The organism is Paenibacillus jiangxiensis, assembly GCF_046098255.1.
Taxonomy (GTDB): Bacteria; Bacillota; Bacilli; order Paenibacillales; family Paenibacillaceae; genus Paenibacillus; species Paenibacillus jiagnxiensis.
In genome coordinates, this window is sequence record NZ_JBJURI010000004.1 from 46,353 (window position 1) to 69,731 (window position 23,379).

Sequence of the window (23,379 nt, forward strand, 5' to 3'; positions counted from 1 at the left end):
GAAATGTATGAGCAAGGAGACGGAGGTATGGAGCGCTGCCGCTCTGGCAGGCCGTTTGACGGAAATCCGGAGGGAGCTGCACCGCAATCCGGAGCTGTCGAATGAAGAGTTCGAGACGACATCGAGAATCAGAAGATGGCTTGAAGCGGCAGGAATCCGCATTGCGGAGTACCCGCTGCGGACAGGTGTTATTGCAGAGGTGGGTGGAAGACACGGAGGGCCTGTTATCGCGCTGCGGGCGGATATTGACGCACTTCCCATTCAAGAGGAGACAGGACTGTCTTTCGCCTCTGCCGTTCCAGGCAAAATGCATGCCTGCGGCCATGATTTCCATACTGCTTCGCTTATTGGGGCCGCCTATTTGCTGAAAGAACGCGAGGAAGAGCTCAACGGTACCGTTCGATTGATCTTTCAGCCTGCGGAAGAAAAAGCGTCCGGCGCCCGCCAGGTGATTGAAAGCAGCGCTCTCGAAAACGTGCGGGCTATCTTCGGCCTGCACAACAAGCCTGACCTGCCGGTAGGCACGATCGGCATTAAACAAGGGCCGATCATGGCTGCTGCGGACGGATTTAAAGTGGAAGTGCAGGGAAAGGGCTCACACGCCGCAGTGCCGGAAGCGGGTATCGATCCCATTGTAATTGCCTCACATATCATTACGGCGCTGCAATCCATTGTCAGCCGTAATGTCAGCGCTCTGGATAGCGCGGTGATCAGTGTAACGAAGCTGCACAGCGGCTCGACCTGGAACGTGATCGCCAACAAGGCTGTGCTGGAGGGAACAGTCCGTACCTTCGATGAGCAAGTGCGCAGCCGAGTGCTGGCCCGATTCGATCAAGTTGTCGAAGGCGTCGCAGCCGCTTTTGGAACAAGCGCAGCCGTGCGCTGGATTGAGGGACCGCCTCCGGCTATCAATGATGAAACTTTGGTGGAGCTGGCCTGGCAGGAGGCGGAGCATTTGGGACTTCTGCCGGTTGTTCCCGCACCATCGCCGGCCGGAGAAGATTTTGCCGTTTACCAGAAGCTTGTGCCGGGCTTGTTCGTATTTATGGGCACATCAGGCAGTCAGGAGTGGCATCATCCGGCATTTGATCTGGATGAACGCGCGCTGCCGGTCGCAGCGGATTATTTGGCTGGCATAGCGGTACGCGCTCTAGGTTATTATGCAGAAGGCTTTGGCGGGAAACAGGCATTATAGCACATGGCATGGAAGCGGCAGGGAACAGCAGAACACATAAATGAGGAGGATGGAACATGGCGAAGCATAAACAGCTTAAACTGGGGGCACTCCTGCACGGAGTAGGCGGAGGAACGTCGATGTGGCGTCATCCGGATGCCCGGCCTGACGCAAGCGTGAATTTTGAATTATACAAGCAATGGGTCCGGAAGGCGGAGGAAGGCAAATTTGACCTTATCTTTATTGCGGACGGCTTGTATATTAACGAAAAATCGATTCCCCACTTTCTGAACCGGTTCGAGCCGCTCACGATCCTGAGCGCACTGGCCGCTGTAAGCAAAAATATCGGGCTTGTGGGCACATTGTCGACTACGTACAGCGAGCCTTTTACCGTAGCCCGCCAATTCGCTTCCCTGGACATGATCAGCGGAGGACGCGCCGGGTGGAACGTCGTGACATCCCCGCTGGAAGGCTCGGCCCTGAACTATGGCGGCAGGGAGCATCCCGAGCATGACAAGCGATACGAGATCGCAACCGAATATCTTGAGGTTACCCGCGGCCTGTGGGATTCCTGGGAGGATGACGCCTTTGTGCGGGATAAGGAAAGCGGGGTATTTTTCGATCCCGGGAAGCTGCACACTTTGAATCATCAAGGCAAGTTTTTCTCCGTTAAAGGTCCGCTGAATATCGCCCGCTCCAAGCAGGGGCAGCCTGTTGTTTTCCAGGCCGGGTCGTCCGAGGTTGGCAAAAATTACGCCTCCAGGGAAGCGGATGCGGTATTTACAGGTCATGAGACGCTGGAGGAAGCAGCGGAATTTTATCGGGATGTGAAAGCGCGCGCGGCTGCGTTCGGACGAAATCCGGAGCAGGTGCTGATCTTTCCGGGCATCTCGCCGATCATCGGCAGTACGCCGGAGGAGGCCGAGCGCAAGTATCAGGAGATTGCCGGACTGGTGACCATTGAGAATGCGCTGAATTATCTGGGCAGATTTTTCGAGCACCATGATTTCTCACAATATCCGCTCGACGAACCGTTCCCGGATATCGGGGATCTCGGTAAAAACAGCTTCCAAAGCGGTACGGACAAGATTAAAAAGAACGCCAGAGAGAAAGGGCTGACGCTAAGACAGGTAGCGCTGCAAGCCGCGACGCCGCGCAGCGGCTTCATCGGAACCCCTGAGCAGGTGGCGGATCAGATTCAGGCGTGGTTTGAAGCGGAAGCCGCTGACGGGTTTATGATTGCATCCGCTGTTCCTACAGCGCTTGAGGATTTTGTGAATCAGGTTGTGCCGATTTTACAGGAAAGGGGTATTTACAGAACCGAGTATGAAAGCGACACGCTGCGTGGCAATCTCGGGCTGCCCGTGCCGGAAAACCGTTATACCAGGGAGAAGGCAACTGCGGTGCAATCTTAAAACAGATGCCAGGATAAGGAGGAGCACAATGAGCAGGATCGTTTTTATTATTGGGAGCCCGAAGGAGGGCTCCCGTTTGTTCGGACTGACAGACTATTTGGAAGAACGGCTCGCGCTCGCCGGCTACAGCGTTGCTTTCGTATCAGCAACAGAGCTGCCTGCCGAGGAATTGCTGAGAGCCGATTTCAGCCATCCGGCCATCCAGCAAGCTGTTGAGTTGATCGAGGAGGCTGATGCTATTGTTATCGCTAGTCCGATCTATAAGGGCACTTATTCGGGGGCACTGAAAACGATATTGGATCTGATCCCGCAAAAGGGATTTGCGGATAAGCCCGTGCTACCTCTGTTCATCGGACAGTCGGTCATGCATCTGCTTTCCGTTGATTACGCCCTGAAGTCGGTGGTTGCCGCCTTGGGCGGAACCCGCATTCTCGGCGGTGTATTTTCCGTGGATCAATGGGTGGGCCGCCTGGAAGACGGTGGGTTCAAGCTAACGGAGAAACTAAAAGAGCGTCTGGATGACGCATTTGCCGAACTGGTGGCCGAACTGGGCGGATATGCACCAAGGTCGACGTTAACGCATTAAAGGAGCTATGGACTCATGGCTGGCTTAGGATTACTGGTGGGGTGGTTTGTTGCTTATGCTGCAACGAGGTTTTGCGATCATCAACGAGCTTCGGATGTTCCCCCCAGTTTTCACCCCATATGCGCATTTGCCGAAGCACAGGTATGTACTCCCTTCCTTTATCCGTTAGCGAGTATTCAACGGTTACAGGTACGGTAGGAAACACCTGGCGATTGATGACTTTATATTGCTCCAAATGGCGCAGGACATCCGTTAAAGACTTGATGCTGATGTTATCTAAATTTCTTCGCATTTGATTAAATCGTTGCGGACCCAGACTAAGTAAGGTAAGCACCAAAAAAGACCATTTTCCGCGAACAACCTCCAAAGCTTCACCAATGGAGATGAGGCATAGCTCGTCCTCTTTGCGCAAATCCACAAAAATCACTCCTGACTATAATATAGGTAGTCTATTTTATAAAGCTATATAAAAATAATGTGTCTACTTTAGATAATACATTTAATAATTTATAATAACAATCTGACTTATTTTACTGCTATGGTTTAGCTTAAACAGAGATAGCAGATGGGTTGCAGTTGATAGTTCGACTGCATTTGATTTAAGAACATACTGTGAATTATGGTGCACAGTAATTATGAGGAGGAGAGAAGCATGTCCGTTGCACAATCGTCCCAAGCAGGGGAGCAGCAGCAGTTTTTTAACGTTATTCAAGATCGGCGGTCCGTCCGCAGCTATGATTCCGAAGTAAAGATCTCACGGGAGGAAATGAACGAAATCCTGCAACAAGCTGTGTTGGCTCCTTCAGGTGCCAATCTGCAGCCGTGGCGGTTTCTCGTAATCGACTCGCAGGAGCTGAAGCAAAAACTGCTTCCGATCGCCTTCAATCAGCAGCAGGTGATTGAAGCTTCAGCTGTCATTGCGGTACTCGGAGATTTGGAGTCCTATAAATTGGCCGAGAAAATTTACGGAATGGCGGTGGATGCGGGCTACATGCCTGCAGAGACAGCTAAATCGTTCGTGGAACGCTATCAAGGGATGTTCGCGAGCATGCCTCCAGAGACTGTTCTCCAAAAAGTATCTATTGACGTTTCATTGGTATCCATGCAGCTTATGCTTGTCGCCCGCGCCAAAGGCTATGATACAGTCCCGATGGGCGGCTATGATCAAGCTAAATTTGTAGAAGCGTTCGATATTCCGGAGAGATACGCTCCTGTTATGCTTATCGCCATCGGTAAGGCGGCGAAGCCCGGACACCCGACAGTAAGATTGCCGATTGAGGATGTCGCTTTCTTCAACGAAATGCCTAAGGCATGATATAAATTCAAGCAATAAGAAAAAACGCTAAGCCGGTCACATTCGAGGGCTTAGCGTTTTTTTATTAAAATGTTGGCGGGCTTCCTTCTTGTTCAAAGCGAATCGCGGGAGCTCTTTTGGCTCGACCAAGGAGCTATTTTATTTTGGTTTCAGGTATGGATACGCACGATGCAGCGGAGAGGACGAAGCGATTCCGGAAAAGCGGCAGCGTTCGCCTTTACCCCCGAATTTCTACAGCTAAAAATTATAATTAGAGAAATTTCGGGGGTAACAGCGATTGGAGGAATGCTACGTCCTCGGAGCGTCTCACAGCTTGCGAAAGAACGCAAACACTACCGAGACCGCTGCTTTGTCAGTCCAAAGAGTCTCTTCTCCTCATAGGCAAAATAAGCATCCGCCAAAATATTCACGCCTCGTACGATTTGCTCCTCACTCACATAGCTGAAGCAGAGCCTTGCATACTGATAGCCTTCAGGCTTTGTAAAAAAGCTTTTTCCGTCCACAAAGCTGACACCCAGCTCGGCCGCATCCCGCAGAAAATCACTCGTATTGACATGCTCGCCGAATTGCAGCCATATATAGAAGCCGCCTTCAGGCAAATGAAACGTCACATGATCTCCGAAGCACGATTGCACTGCCTCCGCCATAACATCTCTCTGCTCGCAGTAATGCAGGATGAGCTGGTCCACATGCTCCTGAAAGGCAAAACCATCAAGCAGCTGTGCCAAAATTTCCTGTGTAAATACACCGATGCTGCCGCCAAGATTCAGCAGTCTTGCTTTTTCAATCACCCGTTTGTCCGCGATCATCCATCCCAGACGCAGACCGGGACCAATGATTTTGGAAAAGGTGTTCAGGTAAATGACCCTCTCCGGAAGCAGCGTATAGAGGGGAGGGGATTTGCGGCCGCTAAAATTAAGCTCCGAGTAGGCATCATCTTCGACAATGAAGAAGTTATAAGCCTCCGCCAATTGAGCCAGCCGTCTGCGCCGTTCATTCGATAACGTGACCCCGCCGGGATTATGGTAGGTTGGCATCGTATAAATAAATTTGGGAATAGGCTTGTTATTGCGGCCTGCTTCGAGCAGGGCAATCTCCAGCAAATCGACGCGCAGCCCGTCCTCATCAATAGGGAAAGAGGTGATTACCGCCTCTGCCGTGCGAAACGCCTGCAGTGCGCTGAAAAAAGAGGGGGATTCCACCCATACATGATCTCCCGGATCGAGCAGCATCCTAGCCGCCAAATCAATGCCCTGAGTCGAACCATAGGTGACCATAATTTGATTCAATTCAGCCTTGATGCCGTGCACGAGCGAGCGATTCTGTATCCATTCAAGGATTTTGCGCGGACCGCTGGAGCCGGAATATTGGAGGGCTTTTCTCCCATGCTGCGCTACAGCCTCGTAAGCTGCACGGGACAGCTGCTCAATAGGAAATAAATGCGGTGCAGCAAAGCCGAAGGATAAATGAACATGATCCGGCTTCGTGACGGTTGTGCTGCCGATGGACGGCGTGGCAGGGATTCGTTTGGCAAATGAAAAAAGTTCGAATGGCGTGGACATCCTAACACCCGCTTTCACAGAGTTATGATTAAATGGAGTAGGTCAGCTTTCGGGACTGTAAATGCTCTGTTTCGCGTGTGTCCCTGTTTAACACCCGGTCCAGAATGAGATTCTCAAAGTAGACGAAGGTGCTGTCCCGTTCGCGTGGGCGCGCCATACTTATCTTGATATCCATCGCGATTTTTCCATCCTCGATCAGAAGCACACGGTCCGCCAGGGTTACAGCTTCACTGACATCATGTGTGACGAGAATGGCGGTAAATCCTTGCTCCAGCCACAGCCGTTCAATCAACTGCTGCATTTCAATGCGGGTTAACGCATCAAGCGCACCAAGCGGCTCATCCAGCAGCAGCAGCCGGGGCCGGCTTACGAGTGCCCGCGCCAGAGCGACCCGCTGTTTCTGCCCTCCGGACAGCACCCTTGGCCAATCGTTACCACGTTCCTCCAGGCCGACCCATGCGAGCGCCTCCGCAGCGCTTGTCTTGTCATTGCCAGCAGCGGCGATGCGTACGTTATCAAGCACCCGTTTCCAGGGAAGAAGACGCGCCTCCTGAAACAGAACGCGCGTATCCTCATGCAGTGCTCCGGCGCTTTGGCCGTCAAGCTGGATGGAGCCAGCGGAAGGCTGATCGAGGCCTGCGATTAAGCGGAGCAGCGTGCTTTTGCCGCAGCCGCTACGGCCCACGATGGCAATAAATTCCCCTTGCTCGATCGTAACATTCACGTCCGTTAAAACCGGATGCTCGTCAAACTGTTTCGATACCTGGCGGATATGAATGTGAGATCCGTTTGTTGTCTGAGGCATGTTACTATCTCCCTTCAGCCATTATCGTGACGCATAATTCGGATTCCACTGCAGCCACCATTTTTCCAGCAGCTTCGCGGCGCTGTCCGACAGTTTTCCCAGGAGCGCATAGATCAGGATGCTGAGTACGATGACATCCATCTGAAAAAATTCACGGGCATTCATAGCCATATATCCCAAGCCGGAATTGGCAGCCACCGTTTCGGCGACAATCAGGGTGAGCCACATGATGCCAAGGGCATAGCGGACGCCGACAAGAATGGAAGGGAGGGCACCCGGCAAGAAAATATGCAGATAGAGGCTGAAGCGCTTGAGCCCGTATACTTGCCCCATCTCGATCAACCCCGGATCAATGGAGCGGATACCGTGGAACGTGTTTAAATACATGGGGAAAAATACACCGAGCGAGACCAGCACCAGCTTCGCAGGCTCCTCAATCCCGAACCAGATAATGACCAGCGGAATCAGGGAAAGATGGGGGATGGTGCGAATCATCTGGATGGATGAGTCGGTCAGCTTTTCGGCCGTTCGCCAGAAGCCGTTGATTAATCCGAGCAGGAAGCCGAGACCACCGCCGATCAAAAAACCGCTGAAAGCGCGCCTGGCGCTAATCCCGATATGCGTTAACAGCTCCCCGGATTTCAGCATGCTGATCAAAACGTTCAATACCTGAAGAGGCTGCGGCAGCACATGATTGGCGATAATCCCCGTGCCGGTGAGCATCTGCCAGGCGAGCAGAATGAGAAGGGGAATGATCCAGGGGGCCACCCGCTGGAAGCGCAATTTGGTTTTCGACGTTTTCAATGGCAGTTGCTCTCCTTTCTTTAGCTCACTTCTCTACTTGGATTCGGTCGTGATTTGCTGCAGCTCTTCTTCAAACTCCCTGCTCCATATAGAGCTAACGTCCAAGTCACTCTTTAAAAGACCAAGCCCGGCTAACGTATCCGCAACCTCCTGCTGGGAAGCGATCGCTTTTTCGAAGTCGGAGGAGAGTTTGGAGGGCCGCTGTGCTTCCCCAAGCTTCAGCGTATTGAGCGCCTGTTCGACAGGCTGCTTCGTGTTGGCTGCCGTAATTTCGGCCCACTGCTGCTGATTATTGCGCGTCCAGGCGTAAAATTTGTTCAAACGGGTCAAATAATCGACGATAGCCGCATGTATGGCCGGATCATTAATGGCTGCGGGGGTGGCTTCATACAAGAAATTTCCGGATAAAATGTCCTTTGCGCTCGCCAATTCTGTCGCGCCATTCTGGTGAGCGGTAATAATCGCGTTGCCGTAGCTTGCGAGCGCATCTACCTTGCCGCTGATCAAAGCGCTTAGACCGTCCGACGTCGATAATGGAACGGCCTCGATATCCGACCAGGACAAACCTGCTGCCTCCAGCATTTTCGCCAGGAAATAATGAGCCGTTGTGGCATTGACATAAGCTACCTTTTTACCCTTCAGGTCCGCCACATTTTTAATCGGGGAGCCTTTCGGAATGACAAGCTCTTGGTTCAGAGTGGTCGATTCGAAAGAGGCAATGATTTTGAAATTACCCCCGTTTGCCGCCTGGGAAGCGAAGAGAGGAGGAATCTCACTGGTGGAGCCCAGATCAATATTGCCCGCGGCCATCGCTTCGAGCTGCAAATTGCCGCCCTGAAATACACTGTACTGCACTTTATAAGGAGTATCGCTCAGACCCGCTGCTTTAAAGCCAAGCTCCAGATTGCTCCAGCCCGTCTGTCCGACACGCAGCGTCACTGTGCTGAGATCAGCGGAAGTTGAGGTCTCGCCCGATCCTGCCGACGGGGCGGAGGAAGCTGTCGCGGCAGCCTTCGATTCCCCCGGGGAGGCAGCATTACTGCCGCAGCCGGCGGCGAATAGAAGAATAATGAAGGAAATTGAGGCAAGGGAGGCTAATGTTTTGACTTGAAGCACCGGGATTCCACCTTTCCTGTATACGCTCGTTCTAGGATTTCGCAAAAACGGCTTCCTCTTGAATACGCTGCCCCCACTGATCCGCTTGCTGGATGGCTTCGGCAAGACTGGCTTCCTTCACGTCAAAGCTCAGACCCTGTGTCGTATCTTCACGCAGATGAACTCTTTGGACGATGTCAGACACGATACTTGGCGTGACTTCGGTGATCCCCAGTTCACGGAGCGTGACCGGGAGCTTCAGGCTGTGAAGCCACGCCGCCAGCTCACCGATTTCGTGTTCAGCTCGCCCTTCCAGCACCGTTTGGGCAAGCAGCCCGAAAGCTACCTTTTCGCCGTGCAGCGTGCCTGCGGTCTGCCGGACAAAAGTCAAGCTGTTGTGTATAGCATGAGCGATACCTGCACGGGGCTTTAGCCCCTGCACTGTTCCGGCCAAACCAGCGAGCACGATAATGTCATTGACTGTCTCCGTCAGGGCCGGGGTTACTTCACCGCTTCCGGCCGTTTCATATGCCGTCAAAACGTGGCGGCGCAGCCGGTCGAGAGCCAGCCTGGCCGTTTGGGTTGCGATTTGCACATCCAGCCCATCAGCCTCGTCGCTCAAATTCACGGCGATTTCATACCATTTCACAATGGTGTCGCCAATCCCAGAGGCTAAATAACGTTTGGGAGCAGCAGCCAGCACCCGTGTGTCTGCAAGCACCAATGCCGGTGAATGCTCATTCGCCAAATACCCCGAGAAGCGCCCAAGCTCGTCGTAGAGGATGGAGACGGCCGCCCAGGATGCGCAAGTAGCTGCTACAGTCGGCACGGTAACAACCGGCAGATGCAGCCTGCCGCCGATCGCTTTGGCAAGATCAAGGGCCTTTCCTCCACCGACGCCAATAACCACATCTGTTGGTTGTGCCGCAGCTTTGGCGGTATATTCTTCAATTTCCGCTGCTGTAACCTTCCCGCCGAACAGGGCGATGGTGCGGGTAATTCCCGCTTGCTCCAGACTTTCGAGAAGCACGGGACCTGCCGCCTCCAGAGCTTGCTGACCTGCAACAATAAACGCATTCTTGCCGTAGGGCGCAATCAATGAACCGCTTTTTTGCAAAAGATCGGGTTCATTCCAATAATGATGAGGGGCTTTCACGGTGAGCATATTTCGTTCACTCCTTTTTCAACGTTCAACATGTAAATAACATTATTCCTATGGGTCAACTGTAATATATTGAAACCCTATCATCAGCAGTTCTGTGCCGTCTAATTGATGTTTTCAATACAAGCATAGATCGATTCTATTAGTCAGATTAGAGCAGGGCTGGTAAAGTTCATCTCAAGGATGAATTGATGAGGAGGAAATTAGATGAGTCAGGTTGATATTCAGGCATACCTTGATACACACAGTAAGCTGGTTGAAGCGACAGCAGGATTAAATAAAGAACAATTGACATGGAAGGCGGCACCGGAATCATGGAGCGTCACCGAGGTGCTGTCCCACCTTGCCGATCATAATATCGTCGTCTCTTTCCGGATCCGAGATATACTGGCAGGCACGACGGCCAGGCTGCCGGCTTTTGAACAAGATGCGTGGGTGAGCGGGCAGAAAGCAAATGATGGCGAAGCGGCCGACATTCTGGCGTTATTCGAACATCTGCTTCAATACAACGCCCTTCTGTTTCGACGTCTGACCGACCATGATTGGGAAAAGACCGCAGTGAACGCCAAGGGAGAAACTGTGCGGGCCGCCGATATTGTTGCAAGCTTTACGAGGCATGTCTACAATCATCTCGGGCAAATTGAGCGCATTAAACAGGCATCCGTCGCCGCACGCTCTCAGGAGGTGAAGCAGCATGAGTGAAATTATCCGTCTTGCTGTGCAGGAGGATGCCGAGAGGCTGCAATATATCATTTATGAGGCCTATGTTACGATTCGTGAGCTGGAGCTGCAATGGCCGGCCGCTCATGCCGATCTGGCTCTTGTACAAGACAATATTGTGAAGAATGAATGTTATGTGCTGGAGATGAATGGTGAAATTGCAGCTACATTAACATTATCGAAAGAAAAGCTCTATCTATGGGACACGGGTCTTCCTTTCCTTAAATGGTTCGCGGTGGATCCCAAATATCAAGGTCTCGGAGTCGGCACGAAGCTGCTGGCGTGGGTGGAGGAGTCCATAATTCGGGATAAACTTGGCGCGCCCGCCGTTACTCTGGCAACGGCAGAGAAGCATCCGTGGCTGCTCGATATGTATGAAAGGAAAGGGTATGAACGGATCGAATCCATTGATCGCAACAACGGGGACGGCACGATGCATCTGCTGCGGAAGGTTGTGAACCCCGAATTGTTCAATGTCTGGATTCAAAGCAGGGAGGAGGAAAGGCTTCATCATTAATTGCTCCGGCATTTACAAATCAGGCAGTCAAGGAGATCGCCCATGAAATTCGTATTGTTCAGTCTAGTGATGAATATCCGAAATGCAGTTACCGGAGAAACCTTGTCGGAGCAGCAAAAATTTCAAAACATACTGCAGCAGGCCATACTTGCCGAAAAGCTGGGTTTTGACGCCTATGGTGTAGGGGAGCGGCACGGGCCTCCGTTTCTGTCCTCTTCACCTCCGATCCTCTTAACCGCCATTGCAGCCAGAACGATGCGAATCCGTTTGTTAACGACAGTTACGGTGCTCAGTGTCCTTGATCCGGTACGGGTGGCCGAGGACTACGCGACATTGGATCATCTTTCCGGAGGGCGTCTGGAGATGATTATCGGCAAAGGCAATGATCCACGCCATTATCCGCTTTTCGGCATTACGGAGGAGGAACAATGGGAATCTCTTGCCGAGAGATACGAACTGCTCAGAAGATTATGGAGTGAAGAGAACGTTACCTGGCAGGGAAAATACCGTCCGCCTCTGTATGAAGTCACCGCAATGCCCCGGCCATATCAGAAGCAAATTCCGGTCTGGCATGGCAGCGCCTCCAGTCCGCTGTCCACCGAGCTGGCCGCAAAATACGGCGAGCCGCTGTTTTCATCCAATTCCTTTCACCCGCTTGCGAAATACAAAGCGCTCATCGACCATTACCGTGAGCGCTGGCAATATTACGGACGCGACCCCAAGGATGCGATTGTCGGTGCTGGAGCGGGGAGCCTTTACCTGTCCAACACGACAGAGGAGGCGATTAGGCGCTATCGTCCTTACTACGAGACATTCCATGCTACGGATGCAGCGAAGCACAACCGGTCTCCATTTGATAGCCTTGAGGACAATTTGAAGGATGGGCCAATTCTCGTGGGAAGCCCCGATAGCGTGATCGAGAAGATTTTAAAATATCATGATGCTTTCGGGCATCAGGTGCTCTCCATCAGCGTAGACGGCCTAAGCGAAGCGGAGCAGCGGGAGCAAATGGAGCGCTTTGCTTCCGAGGTCGCTCCTGTGCTGCGCCGTGAAATTCCAAGCACGATCTGGCCACATAATTTAATCACTAATATCTGATTGACATACTTGGTTATTGCGTTTAAAGTATAGAATAATCAACCGGTCAACCGGAGACCTGCAAGGCATACAACCCAGAAAGATACATGGGCTTGCTATGCTTTGAAGGTCTCTTTTTGTTTCGGAACGATAATCCTACTCTGATTTGATCAGGAGAAATGCCCATGAATATCGAGAATATTGAAGCTTTTGTCTATGTATATCATTATGGCAGCTTTAACAAGGCAGCGGAAATATTGTTCCTGTCGCAGCCGTCGGTCACCGCAAGAATTCAAACCCTGGAACGGGAGCTGGACTGCCGCTTGTTCGACCGGCTGGGCAAGCAGGTGCAGCTGACCGAGAAAGGAAGGCAGTTTCTGCCGTATGCACAGCAGGTGCTGCAAATTTACCAGAAGGGGAAGCAGCATATCCAGAAGCAGGGGACGATTCCAAATGAGCTGCGGATCGGATGTACCGTATCCGTCTCCAACTACATTATTCCGGAGCTGCTCCCCAAGCTGAAAGGGGAATATCCGGGGCTGCAAATCAAGGTGACGACGGCCGGTACGGACGACATTGCGGCAAAAGTATTGAACAGGGAGCTGGATATCGGTTTTGTCCGAGGTATAAGTCATCCATACCTGCAATCCGTGAAATATTATGAGGACCCGATTCGCCTCTATACGTCTGCGGACCATCCCCTTGCCCGAATGGGGGAGGTATCGCTGGACAGGATTGCAGATGAGCCGTTCGTCTTCTTTGAATGCGGTGCGCTGGATTGGCTGCGGATACACCGCGTTTTCCAAAGCCTGAACAAACCTCCGGCCATTCATATTCATACCGATAATGCGGAGACAGCGAAGCAGCTTGTGTTGAACAAAGCCGGGATCTGCTTCCTGCCAGGGGTGTGTGCACGCAAAGAAGTGCGTGAAGGGCTTCTTTCGCCGATCGATGTCGCCGAAGTGACAGGGGTTGCGCTGCAGACGAATGTCATTAGTCTGAACGGAGAGCATTCGGAAATTGTGCAGTATATCATCTCCAACCGTTTTTTTCAGGATGAGATACGTGAAATCAGTGCCGTCAAAGGGTAGTTGCTTAACCTGCAGCGTTTTGTTGCAGGTTTTCTTTTTTTTGTTATATTTCGGAAAACTACGGAAGGGGTAATAAAATGGCCTTGAGCACAGCTCACCATCACTCCCTACGATCAGGATGAGTGGGTGGCAAAGCAAAACTATGAGCAAACCTCAATAGATGAGATTATTAATCTGTGGGTCAGCCTGAACCGTTCCATTGTCCGGGTTATTGCAAGCCTGCCAAGAGAAACGGCCCTATCTCTGACCGTGAAGCTGCCAAATGGAGAGATAAAAACATTGGAGTGGCTTATTGAGGATTATTTGCAGCATATGAAGCATCATTTAAAGCAAATCTTTCCAAGCCGCTGCATCTAACCTGATTCATACGGGCATAATGAGACCAATATTGTATACATATGAGGTGCTGCCTTATGCCCAAAAATTGCGATGCCGCCCCCATAAAAGACGAGTTGAAAAAATATCTGAATCTAATCGCCCAGGACATACTTCGTCTCACGGAAGCCATTGATCATGAAGGAGAATGCCATTTATCTGAATTCGAGAAAATTGGCGACTCGTACAAAAAAGCGGAATCCCTGGCTGGTGCTAGCTCAGCCCTTTTTAGATATCCATAACTTCAAAGAGAATCAAATAAAGGAGATCTATATCAAGTATAAGTTTTTGAAGTAGTTGATGTCGACTCATTAGCGTAAATCAGCCGTATGGCAGAGTGTATCCTGTATAAAGCGGGATGGGCACAGATCAGTATGAATATTGGAGTATACAGGTTGCAGCAGAAAAAATTGCACAGATTAATAGACGCGTTGGCAGATCAAGATCGTTTTTCGTAGAATCAAGCAGCATTTGAATATTCCAACGTTTTTTGGAACTGCGCCAATGCTGTTTTACGAGCAGTTGTCTGCCGCTTTAATGGTTACGCACTGCTAAAGTAACTTTTTGATACAGTTAGCACTGTTGTGCCTAATTATGCTGCACTTCTTTTTGTTAGGTGTGCTCGTTTGTAGTTCTGGCGCGCTTACCTATAGGAGGGTCGCTATGCATTCAGCGTAGGACTCAGGGTTCTTTATCTTCTATTTTAGGTTAAAGTTTCACTGGGAAATTCCCAGGGTCGTAGAATATCTAAAAAAGGACCGTTGCAACGGTCATTTTCCAGCGAATTGTTTGTTATATTATACGGTATTATTACATCAGGGAGGCAAGGAGATGAGTTCAAAAGGTAACCACGAACAAGAATTGTTACTGTTTCTTTCGAAAAATCAAGGTTATGTAACTTCGGAGGATCTCCTAGAAGTACTAAATGTTTCTCAAAAAACAGTATATCGGTTAATAAACAAAATTAACAACGAGAGCTTGGACGGCCCATTAATTATATCTGAAAGGGGGAGAGGGTATAAACTAAATTACGAAAAATTTATTAATTATCAAAAAGGCAATAATAAATACAAAGAAAAACAATTTTCTCCTAACGAGAGACGTAAACGGATTATGGAAGAATTATTGTTATCTTCGCCTAAGCCTATAAATATTTATCACTTATTTAGTAAATATTATGTAGGAGACTCCGTTACTTTTAATGACGAACAAATAATGAGCGAAGAGCTTAAAAAGTATAATTTAATTCTAGAGCGAAAAAACAGAACACTAGCCATACTAGGAGAAGAAGTTAATATTCGAAAGGCCATCAAGGATATTATTGAAATTTTTAATACGATTGATATTGATGATTTGAAAAGGAATCAAGAACTTAATTTCAATCAGTACGATGTTTTGCTTATATTGGATCAATTAAGAAAGATCGAAGAAGATTTAGATATAACGATTCCCTACCCATATAATGTGAACATTTTCTCGCACTTGTATATACTATTAAGCCGCTCGAGAAAAGTTCCTGCTAGACTGTTCACTGATAAAATATCTAATGAAGAAATGGAAAACATGAAAAGAGATATTTTGTATCCTATTGCAAAAGTTATTGTCCATAATATTGAAAAATATTTAAACAGTCCTTTGCCAGATAGTGAGATTTATTTTCTATATCAGTACTTGGTTTCATCAAGAATGCAAGGATCTCTTGCGATAACTTCCACGTTTTCCTCAGAAGTTATCCAAATAACGAAAGCATATATTGAAGGAATGAGTACTAGCTTAGGAATTGATATCGACAGTCAGTCTATTTTTATTGATTTAGCAAACCATATTAAACCGTTGCTTAATCGATTAGAGCATAAAATTCGAGTTAAAAACAGCTTGCTTAGTCAGATTAAGGTAACGTATGAAGAAGTATTTTGGGGAGTAACAAACGAATCCAAATTGGTAAGTGAGAAATTCAATTTACCAGCCATAAATGACGATGAGAATGGGTTTCTCACCCTCTATTTCGCAAAAGCAATTGAAACAGGCCAACATCAGCGCCTGATAAAAACACTAATCATGTGTACGACAGGAATTGGAACTTCAGAACTTTTAAAAGCAAAAGTTTCAAAGAAATTTCCCGAGTTGAAAATTGTTGATGTAGTAGCATCACGAAATGTCCAAATGTTAAAAGAGAAATACTCGGATGCTGAATTGATCCTGACTACTGTTCATATTAAGGAAGAAGTTACAACTCCATATTTATTAGTGAGTGCGATGTTCACAATAGATGACCAGAAGAGGCTTCAAAGAAAAATAGAGGAAATTTATCATGGAAATTAATTCGCTTTATCAAGTTTATTTTAATTGTGAGTTAAAAACAAAAGATGAAGCATTCTCTTTTATCTCTGAAATCGTATGCCAGGATAGTCCTTCGCAAAAAGAAGAGGTCATCAATCAATTAACCGAAAGAGAAAAGGTAGGCAGCACATTAATCGCTGAACATGTCATGCTACCCCATATCGAAAGCGATCAAATAAAGAGAAGCCAAATTCTATTTATTCACTTAGCAACTCCAATAGAGTCATGGGATTGCCAGACAAAAGATATCTGTTTATTGATTGTCCTTTTATTAAAGGAAAATGAAAGCGTTCCAATAAAGAAGGCAGTTTCTTTGTTCACTAAAGCTTTAGCAGATGAAGTGTATATAACCCGATTATTGAATAGTCATGAAAAAGAAGATTTTATTAAAGAAATTATAAAAAAACAGGAGGAATAATCATGAAAATAGTAGGAGTTGCAGCATGCACAGTTGGGATCGCACACACATATATCGCACAAGAAAAATTGCAGAATGCAGGAAAGAAAGCAGGCCATGAAATTCATATTGAAACGCAAGGAACGATTGGAATAGAGAATGAACTGACTCAAAAACAGATCGATGAAGCAGACGTCGTTATCTTGGCCGTGGATGTTAAAATCTCAGGACGAGAACGTTTTGAAGGGAAGAAAATCATCCAGGTTACGACAGAAATAGCTGTTAAATCACCAAATAAATTAATTGAAAAAGCTGCAGAAGTTGTAAGTCAAGAAAAATAATCGTAAATAAGGAGAGAGAGAAAATGGAAGTTAAAGATATTATAGATTTAAGCACAATCAAAACCAACATGAATGCTAGTAGTAAGGAAGAAGCAATTCAAGAATTAGCAGAAGTGTTGCTGCAAAATGAATATATTACCGACATTAATGGGTTTTTAAAAGATATTTATGAAAGGGAGGCAGTGGGACAGACTGGAATCGGAAATTATATTGCTATCCCCCATGGTAAGAGTGCTGCTGTGAAAAAAATAGGAGTTGCTATCGGGATTAATCAGAGTGAAATCCCATGGGAGACACTCGACGGGAATGGAGTTAAAGGTATCATTCTTTTTGCTGTAGGAAATGAAAAGGGTGGATCGCAAAATCATTTAAAAATATTAACATTATTTGCAAGGAAATTAGGTAATGATGATGTAATTGAGAAAATGCTACAATCCACAAATGCTGAAGATGTACAGGCCGCTTTATGTAATTAAGTAGACTTGTAGTCAGTAGGAAAAGGAGGGGTAAAATGAGTGCAATAAAAAAATTAAATCTTAAAGGTCATTTATTGACAGCAATTTCATATTTGATCCCAGTTGTTTGTGGTGCCGGTTTTTTAATCGCAATTGGTATGGGATTTGGAGGTGATAGCAGTGCTGACTTAACAGGAAGTTTTACATTTTGGGATGCTCTGGCCAGAATGGGGGCTCTTGGTTTGGGTTTGCTGCCTGCCGTTATTTCTACAGGAATTTCTTATTCAATTGCAGGGAAACCGGGGATCGCTCCAGGCTTTATTATTGGTCTGACGGCTAACGCAATTGGTGCTGGTTTCATTGGTGGGATTTTAGGGGGATTTGTAGCGGGATACCTGACCATAGCTATTATTAAACATATTAAAGTTCCTAACTGGGCTAAGGGATTATTGCCAACTGTAATAGTACCATTTTTCAGTTCCATTATTGGCGGGTTAATCATGGTATACATTATTGGTATCCCGATCGCTGCTTTTACATCCTTATTAACAGATGCATTAAATGGTCTAGGATCTTCTTCTAAATTAGTATTTGGCGCAATTATTGGTTTATTAAGTGGAGTTGATTTTGGTGGTCCTCTTAACAAGACTGCATTTGCCTTTGTATTGACATTACAGGCAGAAGGGATTAATGGACCTATTACAGCCTTGCAATTAGTAAATACAGCAACACCCATCGGATTTGGGTTAGCTTACTTTATAGCAAAAATATTCAGAAAAAATATCTATTCACGCTCAGAAGTCGAGACTTTGAAATCAGCAGTTCCCATGGGTGTTATTAATATTGTTGAAGGTATCATTCCAATTGTTATGAATGATATTGTTCGTTGTGTAATTGCAGTAGCGATTGGTGGAGCGGCAGGTGGAGCAACCACAATGGTGTTAGGAGCAGATGCCCAGGTTCCATTTGGTGGCGTTTTGATGTTACCAACGATGTCTCAACCGTGGACTGGAGCAGTAGCTATACTTGTGAATGTTCTTGTAACAGGGGTTAGCTTGGCTTTGCTTAAGAAAAATGTAAATCAGGAAGATGAAAAAGTAGACGTTGAAGAAGATGATATTGATTTAGATGATATTCAAATCATCTAAATACCTTAAGCCAGTGAATGATGGAGGACGACAAACCCCGCCATAATTATAAATAAAATATCTTTTTGGAGGATACAAATATTATGAAAAAAGTGGAGTTTTCACCTTCGTTGATGACAATGGACTTGGATAAGTTTAAAGAACAAATCACTTTTTTAAACCGTCATGTAGATTCTTATCATATTGATATCATGGATGGACATTATGTTCCGAATATTACATTATCCCCATGGTTTATCCAAGAAGTGCGAAAAATCAGTGATTTACCTATGTCCGTTCATCTTATGGTAACGAATCCAAGTTTCTGGGTTCAACAATTAATTGATATCAAGTGCGAATGGATTTGCATGCATGCAGAGGTATTAGATGGTTTGGCTTTTCGATTAATTGATCAAATACATGATGCCGGATTAAAAGCAGGGGTAGTATTAAATCCGGAAACGCCTATTGAAACGATTTTTCCTTATATTGAATTAGTAGATAAAATTACAATTATGACAGTAGATCCAGGGTTTGCTGGGCAGCGATTTATTGAAAGCACCTTGGATAAGATTTCAGCATTAAGAGACCTGCGTGAAGAAAAAGGATATCACTATGTCATTGAAATGGATGGATCATCTGGCCGGAAAACCTTTAAAAGAATTGATGCAGCCGGACCTGATATTTATATTATAGGTCGTAGCGGTTTATTCGGATTAGATGAGGATATCGTCAAATCATGGGAAATCATGTGTAAAGATTATGAGGATAAGACGGGGAAAGTAATATCTTAAAAATGTAAAGAGGTTGGGATAACGCCCACCTCTTTCATTTTTTTAAAAAGAAAAAGAAATCACTTAAAAAATAATAAAGGAGTGGCATAGGTTGAAACCATTACAAACGAAACAAACGATTGACCAATTGGCAATCAATACCATTAGAACTCTATCCATTGACGCAATTGAAGAAGCAAACTCCGGTCACCCAGGAATTACAATGGGGGCTGCTCCATTGGCTTATACGTTGTGGTCAAAGGAAATGAATATAAATCCAACAAATCCATTGTGGATTAACCGTGATCGATTTATCTTGTCTGCTGGTCATGGATCTGCTCTTTTATATAGTATTCTTCATTTATTCGGCTATGGCTTAACAATTGATGATTTGAAAAATTTCCGTCAATGGGGTAGTAAAACACCTGGGCATCCTGAGTTCGGACATACAGCAGGTGTAGATGCCACAACAGGCCCACTTGGTCAAGGTATTGCCATGGCAGTTGGTATGGCTATGGCAGAATGTCACCTTGCTGAAACGTACAACAAAGAAAAGTTCAATGTGATTGACCATTATACGTACAGCCTATGTGGTGATGGCGATTTAATGGAGGGTGTATCCGCTGAAGCAGCTTCATTAGCAGGTCACTTAAAATTAGGTCGTTTGGTTGTATTGTATGATTCCAATGATATTTCACTGGATGGTGACTTAAGTCTATCTTTCTCGGAAAGTGTAGCTGGTCGGTTCATAGCATACGGATGGCAAGTTCTGCGTGTGGAAGACGGCAATGATATCGAAGCCATTCAACAAGCGATTCAAGTAGCGAAGGCAGATCTGGAGCATCCTACTTTAATTGAAGTAAAAACCACAATTGGCTTCGGTTCTCCTAATAAATCAGGTTCCTCAGAGATTCATGGTGCGCCTCTTGGAGCGGACGAAGTGAAACTAACAAAAGCTGCCTATCTATGGGAATCGGAAGAACCATTCTTTGTACCGGAAGAAGTAGAAAAGCATTTTGCATTTATCGCAGAAAAAGGGAATGCAAAAGAACAAGCTTGGAATGAATTATTTGAAGGATACAAAGCAGCCTATCCCGAGCTTGCTGCTCAATTTGAAAGTGCTGTAACAGGTAGATTACCAGATGATTGGCAAGAATCACTGCCTGTATTTGAAACAGGTTCAATAATGGCAACGAGAGCATCCTCAAGCAAAGTTTTAAATGCGGCAGCAAAAGCAATTCCCCAAATGATCGGTGGTTCTGCAGACCTGGCAGGATCAAATAAAACACTGATTGCTTCGGAAAAGAACTTTGCGTTAGATGGTTACGCAGCACGGAATATTTGGTTTGGTGTTCGTGAATTTGCAATGGGCGCAGCTTTAAACGGAATGGCACTTCACGGCGGCATGAAAGTATTTGGAGCAACCTTCTTTGTTTTCTCAGATTATTTACGGCCAGCGATCCGTCTAGCCGCCCTGATGAAATTGCCGGTCACGTATGTATTTACACATGACAGTATTGCTGTAGGTGAAGATGGACCAACTCATCAGCCAATCGAGCATTTAGCTGCATTACGTTCAATGCCTGGTATTTCAGTCATTAGACCGGCCGAGGCGAAGGAAACAGCTGCGGCATGGCGTCTAGCTCTTGAAAGTCAGGATCACCCTACTGCTTTAATATTAACTCGTCAAGATCTTCCAACTCTAAAGGTTGATCAAGAACTTGTGTATGAAGGTGTAAAGAAGGGTGCTTATGTCGTGTCACAATCAAAAGGAGAAGTGGCAGGCCTATTACTTACAACGGGTTCAGAGGTATCACTTGCTCTTGAGGCACAGCAAGTGCTGGAAAGTGAAGGTATATATGTTTCTGTTGTCAGTATGCCAAGCTGGGATCTGTTCGAACAACAATCAGTAGAATATAAGGAAAGTGTGATCCCTGGTCATGTAACAGCTCGTGTTGCCATCGAATTAGGCTCTGCATTTGGCTGGAGAGAGTATGTTGGACAAGCTGGAAAAATGATTACCATTGATCATTTTGGTGCATCTGCTCCAGCTAATAAATTACTACAAGAGTATGGATTTACGATAGAAAATATCGTAAAGACATTTAAACAATTTGATAAGTAAGCTTATGTACACGCCTGTTGATTACCGTTAAATGATAGAAAAAGAGCCGTTATCTCGGTAAAATGTTTGCTCCCTACTAACTAAATCGAAAGGTGACGACTCCATGCAATTAATAAGCAAAAGAATTAAATGGCAGCCAATTGATTGGCTGCCGTTTTTCTAAATGGAATCCGTAGGCTGTTCAGTTAGAAAGATGCTGACGTTATGCTATACAGAAGGCATTGGCGTTATCCCCTGGAGTGCTCTGGCCAAAGGCCATTTAACACGGGATTGGAGCGAATAAACATATCGCTCCAAAAATGACAGGGTGGGTCAGGCTTTTTATTCGAAAATGGCAGACCAGACCGCGGGGTTGTAGAGAAAGTAACTGAAATTGCAGAGAAACGCGAAGTTTCGTCGGGCACCGGTTGCTCTGAAGTGGCTCCTGTAAAAAAACTGGTAATGATTCTAATAATAGGAACAATCAAAATTCATCATTTGGAGGACGCTGTAACTGCGGTGTCAGTGAAATTGGATCCAAGTGAAATTGCAAGTCGGGAAGAACTTTATGTACCGCATCTGCTAATGGGCGACCAAATAAAACGATAAGAATCTGAAATGGTGAAGCACCTTGGCAGCATCAAATCAACCTCTAATAAGGATGTCAAAGGAGCTGTCAAAATCTCTGATATCATTTAATACGGGTATTGGGTGGGTTTATAACGTCCTTTCTGATTGCACATGGCATTGGAAAGGACTTAAGGATCCAAGGATTTGTTGTAAGTGAAGTAACAGATTATGTGACGGGCCGCCTACGCTGCGATAAGTTTAAGCTGGCGTTTGCCGCCACATTTTCTCTAAAAGCTATTCATACTTCTTTACCAGCAATTATTAAAAAACCATAAACAAAGATAAATCACTACTATGATGTGAAAGTATAGCTATATTTCATATCTATGTTGAAACCGAGATATCCCTGCGTCTTGCTTTAGTTATCTGTTTTACAAGATATAGGTTTTTTCAACTTCCAATACGAATAAGTAGCATCTTTCTATTTAACGTAATTACATATTCTCTCAAGTAAAGCACCCCACTGTTTAGCCTTAATTGCATGGAATTTTGGTTCGACTGACCAAATCGAACCATTAGCAAAGTGAATTAATTCTAGAATATAAATGAGGAGGCAATACAATGAAAGAAGCTGTACTTTGGACTGGTGCCGGACAAATTGGCATGGCAATAGCTAGAAGAATCGGGTTTGGTAAGAAAATCATTATTGGTGATAAGAACCTAGAGAATGCCAAGGTAATTACAAAAATAATGAATGAAGCAGGATTCGATGCGGTACCTATCGAAGCGGACATTTCCTCCAGAGAATCCATATTAAATTTTATTGCAGAAGGTCAAAAATATGGTGAAATTACTGCTCTTATCAATGCAGCCGGAGTGTCACCTAGTCAGACAACTATTGAAGTGATTTTGAAGGTGGATTTGTACGGAACTGCAGTATTGTTAGAGGAAGTAGGTAAGATCATTGCTCCTGGAGGAGTCGGTGTGACAATTTCCAGTCAATCTGGACATAGAATGCCTCCATTGGGAACTTTAATTGATGAGCAGCTAGCAACGACACCAACTGAAGAACTACTTAATTTAGAAGTCCTTAAACCAGAAAATATCAAGGATACGTTGCATGCTTATCAACTGGCGAAACGCTGCAATGTGAAGCGTGTTATGTATGAATCTATACGCTGGGGAGAAAGAGAAGCTCGTATCAACTCCATTTCTCCAGGAATTATCGTAACACCATTGGCAATAGACGAGTTCAATGGTCCAAGAGGAGAGTTCTATAAAAATATGTTTGCCAAGTGCCCTGCTGGACTTCCAGGAACAGCTGATGAGGTTGCAAATGCTGCTGAGTTGCTGATGATACCACATGGGGCTTTCATTACCGGTTCTGACTTTTTAATTGATGGGGGAGCAACAGCTTCTTATTTTTACGGACCACTAAAACCAGAGGAATAATAAATGTACCTTAAAATGCTGATTCAATTAGAAACGAGGCATCAATTGCCGAAAATAAACTAATTAGTCACCTTTTCAAAAAAGGCTTAGACTGCCGCTGGAATTAAACTAACGTTTCCCGT

Annotated in this window: 23 protein-coding genes and 1 pseudogene; 18 read left to right on the forward strand and 6 right to left on the reverse strand. The window is 46.2% G+C overall.

Going from position 1 to position 23,379, the window contains the following annotated elements; translation table 11 throughout:
* The first annotated feature begins 7 nt into the window (after positions 1-7).
* Genes ACI1P2_RS05300 through ssuE form a run of 3 tightly spaced genes read left to right on the forward strand, consistent with a single transcriptional unit; the run spans position 8 to position 3,175 of the window.
* Positions 8-1,195: a M20 peptidase aminoacylase family protein gene (locus ACI1P2_RS05300; RefSeq protein ID WP_355317555.1), complete on the forward strand. Its 1,188-nt coding sequence runs from the start codon at positions 8-10 to the stop codon at positions 1,193-1,195.
* A 56-nt stretch (positions 1,196-1,251) separates the two neighbouring features.
* On the forward strand, positions 1,252-2,589 hold the full coding sequence (locus ACI1P2_RS05305) for an LLM class flavin-dependent oxidoreductase (RefSeq protein ID WP_355317557.1): 1,338 nt from the start codon (positions 1,252-1,254) through the stop codon (positions 2,587-2,589).
* 28 nt (positions 2,590-2,617) lie between these two features.
* On the forward strand, positions 2,618-3,175 hold the full coding sequence (gene ssuE / locus ACI1P2_RS05310; RefSeq protein WP_355317559.1) for an NADPH-dependent FMN reductase: 558 nt from the start codon (positions 2,618-2,620) through the stop codon (positions 3,173-3,175).
* A 13-nt stretch (positions 3,176-3,188) separates the two neighbouring features.
* Here the strand turns inward: ssuE and ACI1P2_RS05315 are convergent, their stop codons facing one another.
* Positions 3,189-3,593, reverse strand: coding sequence for a winged helix-turn-helix transcriptional regulator (locus ACI1P2_RS05315; RefSeq protein WP_355317561.1), 405 nt, complete (start codon positions 3,591-3,593; stop codon positions 3,189-3,191).
* 234 nt (positions 3,594-3,827) lie between these two features.
* On the opposite strand from ACI1P2_RS05315, the gene ACI1P2_RS05320 reads away from it, so the two are divergent.
* Positions 3,828-4,490 carry a nitroreductase family protein gene (locus tag ACI1P2_RS05320; RefSeq protein WP_355317563.1) on the forward strand — a complete coding sequence of 221 codons (663 nt, stop codon included), beginning with the start codon at positions 3,828-3,830 and terminating at the stop codon, positions 4,488-4,490.
* Between the two features lie 332 nt (positions 4,491-4,822).
* On the opposite strand, the gene ACI1P2_RS05325 is transcribed toward ACI1P2_RS05320, so the two are convergent.
* From ACI1P2_RS05325 to ACI1P2_RS05345, 5 genes and pseudogenes are all read right to left on the reverse strand, one after another.
* Positions 4,823-6,052, reverse strand: coding sequence for an aminotransferase-like domain-containing protein (locus ACI1P2_RS05325; RefSeq protein WP_355317565.1), 1,230 nt, complete (start codon positions 6,050-6,052; stop codon positions 4,823-4,825).
* A 28-nt stretch (positions 6,053-6,080) separates the two neighbouring features.
* A pseudogene (locus ACI1P2_RS05330) lies at positions 6,081-6,755 on the reverse strand (ATP-binding cassette domain-containing protein); the annotation flags it as partial.
* Positions 6,756-6,878: 123 nt separating this feature from the next.
* Positions 6,879-7,580: an ABC transporter permease subunit gene (locus tag ACI1P2_RS05335; protein ID WP_355317947.1), complete on the reverse strand. Its 702-nt coding sequence runs from the start codon at positions 7,578-7,580 to the stop codon at positions 6,879-6,881.
* 114 nt (positions 7,581-7,694) lie between these two features.
* On the reverse strand, positions 7,695-8,777 hold the full coding sequence (locus tag ACI1P2_RS05340) for an ABC transporter substrate-binding protein (RefSeq protein ID WP_355317569.1): 1,083 nt from the start codon (positions 8,775-8,777) through the stop codon (positions 7,695-7,697).
* Between the two features lie 31 nt (positions 8,778-8,808).
* On the reverse strand, positions 8,809-9,921 hold the full coding sequence (locus ACI1P2_RS05345) for an iron-containing alcohol dehydrogenase family protein (RefSeq protein WP_355317571.1): 1,113 nt from the start codon (positions 9,919-9,921) through the stop codon (positions 8,809-8,811).
* A 204-nt stretch (positions 9,922-10,125) separates the two neighbouring features.
* Here ACI1P2_RS05345 and ACI1P2_RS05350 point away from each other — a divergent pair, with 204 nt between their 5' ends.
* From ACI1P2_RS05350 to ACI1P2_RS05415, 14 genes are all read left to right on the forward strand, one after another.
* A complete protein-coding gene (locus tag ACI1P2_RS05350) occupies positions 10,126-10,620 on the forward strand; it encodes a DinB family protein (RefSeq protein ID WP_355317573.1) in 495 nt (164 codons plus the stop codon).
* Positions 10,613-11,155 carry a GNAT family N-acetyltransferase gene (locus tag ACI1P2_RS05355; protein ID WP_355317575.1) on the forward strand — a complete coding sequence of 181 codons (543 nt, stop codon included), beginning with the start codon at positions 10,613-10,615 and terminating at the stop codon, positions 11,153-11,155. Before ACI1P2_RS05350 ends, ACI1P2_RS05355 begins: the two co-directional genes overlap by 8 nt.
* 42 nt (positions 11,156-11,197) lie before the next feature.
* Complete coding sequence (locus ACI1P2_RS05360; RefSeq protein ID WP_355317577.1) at positions 11,198-12,253, forward strand: LLM class flavin-dependent oxidoreductase; 1,056 nt, start codon at positions 11,198-11,200, stop codon at positions 12,251-12,253.
* 164 nt (positions 12,254-12,417) lie between these two features.
* Complete coding sequence (locus tag ACI1P2_RS05365) at positions 12,418-13,323, forward strand: LysR family transcriptional regulator (RefSeq protein ID WP_355317579.1); 906 nt, start codon at positions 12,418-12,420, stop codon at positions 13,321-13,323.
* Between the two features lie 126 nt (positions 13,324-13,449).
* The gene (locus ACI1P2_RS05370; protein WP_408976138.1) at positions 13,450-13,680 is read left to right on the forward strand and encodes a hypothetical protein; all 231 of its coding nucleotides are present in this window, start codon (positions 13,450-13,452) and stop codon (positions 13,678-13,680) included.
* 56 nt (positions 13,681-13,736) lie between these two features.
* Positions 13,737-13,940, forward strand: a complete 204-nt coding sequence (locus ACI1P2_RS05375; protein ID WP_355317581.1) for a diadenylate cyclase domain-containing protein — start codon at positions 13,737-13,739, stop codon at positions 13,938-13,940.
* Positions 13,941-14,529: 589 nt separating this feature from the next.
* Positions 14,530-16,020, forward strand: coding sequence for a BglG family transcription antiterminator (locus ACI1P2_RS05380; protein ID WP_355317583.1), 1,491 nt, complete (start codon positions 14,530-14,532; stop codon positions 16,018-16,020).
* The gene (locus tag ACI1P2_RS05385) at positions 16,010-16,456 is read left to right on the forward strand and encodes a PTS sugar transporter subunit IIA (protein WP_355317585.1); all 447 of its coding nucleotides are present in this window, start codon (positions 16,010-16,012) and stop codon (positions 16,454-16,456) included. The genes ACI1P2_RS05380 and ACI1P2_RS05385 overlap by 11 nt, the downstream gene beginning before the upstream one ends.
* Positions 16,457-16,458: 2 nt before the next feature.
* A complete protein-coding gene (locus tag ACI1P2_RS05390; RefSeq protein ID WP_355317587.1) occupies positions 16,459-16,776 on the forward strand; it encodes a PTS fructose transporter subunit IIB in 318 nt (105 codons plus the stop codon).
* A gap of 23 nt (positions 16,777-16,799) precedes the next feature.
* Complete coding sequence (locus tag ACI1P2_RS05395; RefSeq protein ID WP_355317589.1) at positions 16,800-17,252, forward strand: fructose PTS transporter subunit IIA; 453 nt, start codon at positions 16,800-16,802, stop codon at positions 17,250-17,252.
* A 35-nt stretch (positions 17,253-17,287) separates the two neighbouring features.
* Positions 17,288-18,379 carry a PTS fructose transporter subunit IIC gene (locus ACI1P2_RS05400; RefSeq protein ID WP_355317591.1) on the forward strand — a complete coding sequence of 364 codons (1,092 nt, stop codon included), beginning with the start codon at positions 17,288-17,290 and terminating at the stop codon, positions 18,377-18,379.
* 83 nt (positions 18,380-18,462) lie between these two features.
* Positions 18,463-19,152, forward strand: a complete 690-nt coding sequence (gene alsE / locus ACI1P2_RS05405) for a D-allulose 6-phosphate 3-epimerase (RefSeq protein ID WP_282189340.1) — start codon at positions 18,463-18,465, stop codon at positions 19,150-19,152.
* A gap of 91 nt (positions 19,153-19,243) precedes the next feature.
* Positions 19,244-21,256 (forward strand): transketolase, encoded by a 2,013-nt coding sequence (gene tkt / locus ACI1P2_RS05410; RefSeq protein ID WP_355317593.1) that lies wholly within the window; start codon positions 19,244-19,246, stop codon positions 21,254-21,256.
* A gap of 1,170 nt (positions 21,257-22,426) precedes the next feature.
* Complete coding sequence (locus ACI1P2_RS05415) at positions 22,427-23,257, forward strand: SDR family oxidoreductase (RefSeq protein ID WP_355317595.1); 831 nt, start codon at positions 22,427-22,429, stop codon at positions 23,255-23,257.
* Positions 23,258-23,379 lie beyond the last annotated feature (122 nt).

What these genes read in the sequence shown, in the direction of transcription:
- ACI1P2_RS05300 (WP_355317555.1), top strand. Translation starts at nt 8, where the DNA reads ATGAGCAAGGAGACGGAGGTATGGAGCGCTGCCGCTCTGGCAGGCCGT.
- ACI1P2_RS05305 (WP_355317557.1), top strand. Translation starts at nt 1,252, where the DNA reads ATGGCGAAGCATAAACAGCTTAAACTGGGGGCACTCCTGCACGGAGTA.
- ssuE (WP_355317559.1), top strand. Translation starts at nt 2,618, where the DNA reads ATGAGCAGGATCGTTTTTATTATTGGGAGCCCGAAGGAGGGCTCCCGT.
- ACI1P2_RS05320 (WP_355317563.1), top strand. Translation starts at nt 3,828, where the DNA reads ATGTCCGTTGCACAATCGTCCCAAGCAGGGGAGCAGCAGCAGTTTTTT.
- ACI1P2_RS05325 (WP_355317565.1), bottom strand. Translation starts at nt 6,052, where the DNA reads ATGTCCACGCCATTCGAACTTTTTTCATTTGCCAAACGAATCCCTGCC.
- ACI1P2_RS05335 (WP_355317947.1), bottom strand. Translation starts at nt 7,580, where the DNA reads ATGCTCACCGGCACGGGGATTATCGCCAATCATGTGCTGCCGCAGCCT.
- ACI1P2_RS05345 (WP_355317571.1), bottom strand. Translation starts at nt 9,921, where the DNA reads ATGCTCACCGTGAAAGCCCCTCATCATTATTGGAATGAACCCGATCTT.
- ACI1P2_RS05350 (WP_355317573.1), top strand. Translation starts at nt 10,126, where the DNA reads ATGAGTCAGGTTGATATTCAGGCATACCTTGATACACACAGTAAGCTG.
- ACI1P2_RS05355 (WP_355317575.1), top strand. Translation starts at nt 10,613, where the DNA reads ATGAGTGAAATTATCCGTCTTGCTGTGCAGGAGGATGCCGAGAGGCTG.
- ACI1P2_RS05360 (WP_355317577.1), top strand. Translation starts at nt 11,198, where the DNA reads ATGAAATTCGTATTGTTCAGTCTAGTGATGAATATCCGAAATGCAGTT.
- ACI1P2_RS05365 (WP_355317579.1), top strand. Translation starts at nt 12,418, where the DNA reads ATGAATATCGAGAATATTGAAGCTTTTGTCTATGTATATCATTATGGC.
- ACI1P2_RS05375 (WP_355317581.1), top strand. Translation starts at nt 13,737, where the DNA reads ATGCCCAAAAATTGCGATGCCGCCCCCATAAAAGACGAGTTGAAAAAA.
- ACI1P2_RS05380 (WP_355317583.1), top strand. Translation starts at nt 14,530, where the DNA reads ATGAGTTCAAAAGGTAACCACGAACAAGAATTGTTACTGTTTCTTTCG.
- ACI1P2_RS05385 (WP_355317585.1), top strand. Translation starts at nt 16,010, where the DNA reads ATGGAAATTAATTCGCTTTATCAAGTTTATTTTAATTGTGAGTTAAAA.
- ACI1P2_RS05390 (WP_355317587.1), top strand. Translation starts at nt 16,459, where the DNA reads ATGAAAATAGTAGGAGTTGCAGCATGCACAGTTGGGATCGCACACACA.
- ACI1P2_RS05395 (WP_355317589.1), top strand. Translation starts at nt 16,800, where the DNA reads ATGGAAGTTAAAGATATTATAGATTTAAGCACAATCAAAACCAACATG.
- ACI1P2_RS05400 (WP_355317591.1), top strand. Translation starts at nt 17,288, where the DNA reads ATGAGTGCAATAAAAAAATTAAATCTTAAAGGTCATTTATTGACAGCA.
- alsE (WP_282189340.1), top strand. Translation starts at nt 18,463, where the DNA reads ATGAAAAAAGTGGAGTTTTCACCTTCGTTGATGACAATGGACTTGGAT.
- ACI1P2_RS05415 (WP_355317595.1), top strand. Translation starts at nt 22,427, where the DNA reads ATGAAAGAAGCTGTACTTTGGACTGGTGCCGGACAAATTGGCATGGCA.